Genomic DNA, 1,882 nt, shown 5'->3' with positions numbered 1-1,882 from the left:
GTCCCGATCTCTTCGGAGGCACCTTAAACGAGCGACGTACGTTCATGTTAGGCGCGGCGGCCATCTTATCCAGGATTGCTTGAGCGTCCGACGCATTGCCATTGGCCTGCGTACAAAGGAAGGCGATCGGCTTGCCTCGTGAATCAGCCGCAATCGTCCTTCAGCCTAGCCTGGCTTGCTATTGCCTACGTAGAAAAATAGCCCATTTCGGCGAAGAATTCGAGGAAGTTCTCCTACGGGAGTGAAATAGCGGTATCATGGAATTGGGCGAGCCATCCGCCCCTTTCCTATGACGCAAGAGAAGCGAGGTGCTCACATGACCGAGACATTTGTAATTGCGCAAGGTGGCGGCCCGACCGCAGTCATTAACCAGACCCTGGCCGGCGTGGTAGTCGAGGCGCGTAAGCGCTATCCGGGTGCCCGGATCTTGGGCGCGCTAAACGGCGTACGCGGGATTCGTGATGCGAATTTCGTCGATCTTTCGGCGCTGAGCGAACAAGAGCTTAGGCGTCACGCCGCAACGCCAAGCGCTGCTCTCGGGAGCACCCGTGACAAGCCCGACATCGCCTATTGTGAAACAATCCTGAAACGTCTGCGCCAAACCGGTGCGACCGCGTTCGTTTATATTGGTGGAAACGATACGGCCGCGACGCAGCAGATCCTCACCGAAGCGGCCGGCGGCGATATCGCCTTCGTCCACGCTCCTAAGACAATCGACAATGATCTTGTCAAAAACGATCACACGCCAGGCTTCATATCCGCCGCCCAATTCATCGCCAGCGCATTTGTCAGTGTTGATCTCGATTTTCGTGCCTTGCCCGGCATCTATGTCGGCATCGTTATGGGCCGGCATGCCGGCTTTCTGACCGCAGCGGCGGCTGCGTGGCAACAGGACAGCGACGGTGCGCCTCACCTCGTCTACGTACCAGAGCGGGCACTATCTGCGGGACGGTTCGTGGATGATGTCCGAGCTGTCGTTAGTCGCTATGGCCGGTGTATCGTGGCCATGTCGGAAGGCGTGACCGCCGAAGATGGCCGCTCAGTGGTCGAAAGTATCGTTCCGTCCGATCGGCTCGAACGCGACGCGCACGGCAATGTCCGCCTTTCCGGCGGTGATCTGGGGATGGCCATCGAGCACGCCCTCAGAGAGGGTCTGCCCGGAGTGCGCGCGCGGGTCGACACGTTTGGCTATCTGCCCCGCGGCAACATAAGCACGATCAACGAGACAGACGCGAGGGAAGCATTTGAGGCCGGCGTTTTTGCAGTTGAGGCGGCCGAGCGAGGCGGCGGATCGGTAGCCTTGCAATACGACGGCGGTATCACTGCGCCGCGGCTTGTTCCACTTGCAAATGTTGCCGGCAAAACCCGCCATCTGCCGGACGACTTCCTTTCGCCCGAAGGCAATCAGATTTCGCCGCAATGCAGAGCCTATCTGGAGCGATTGATGCCCAGACGCTTCGAACTCGCAAAGCCGTTTGTCTAGGGCCCGGCAATCAAGGCGCGCGCGAAACCCTTTTCAGCCATCTCGATCGTGCCGTCCGGTAGCTTGCGAACACGGTCGACGGCAAGCCATAGAGCCATCGAAAGGCCCCGCCAGATCATGGCGATGTAATGGCGGCTAGCAGCATTGTGTTTGTGGGGCATGACAACATAATTAAGTGAAAACGATCCAATCTGCTTATCGCCGAACCGTTAAAAACCATTCATGCACCAACGCCTTGTGGGGCACCACTTTCTCAACAAACCCGTTACTTGCCTCACGGACCAAGATTTGCTCTGCTATTCCGGCCAGCCTACAGTCAAGTTCGAAGCGTCAGAATGACCTGAGACAGCGCAGACCACACTACTCCAGCCGATATGCTCATGTCGCGACGCTTGGCCG

The 1,882-nt window shown here is 58.2% G+C and carries 1 protein-coding gene; it reads left to right on the top strand.

The window, feature by feature from the left end; all coding sequences use genetic code 11:
- Positions 1-316: 316 nt before the first annotated feature.
- Positions 317-1,483, top strand: coding sequence for a diphosphate--fructose-6-phosphate 1-phosphotransferase (locus AAAC48_RS04875; protein ID WP_340653095.1), 1,167 nt, complete (start codon positions 317-319; stop codon positions 1,481-1,483).
- Positions 1,484-1,882: the final 399 nt, after the last annotated feature.

Origin of the sequence: Phyllobacterium sp. (assembly GCF_037994405.1) — a bacterium.
Lineage (GTDB): Bacteria > Pseudomonadota > Alphaproteobacteria > Rhizobiales > Rhizobiaceae > Phyllobacterium.
The sequence above is the reverse complement of the archived record's forward strand: the minus strand, read 5'-3'. Positions and strand labels throughout refer to the sequence as shown.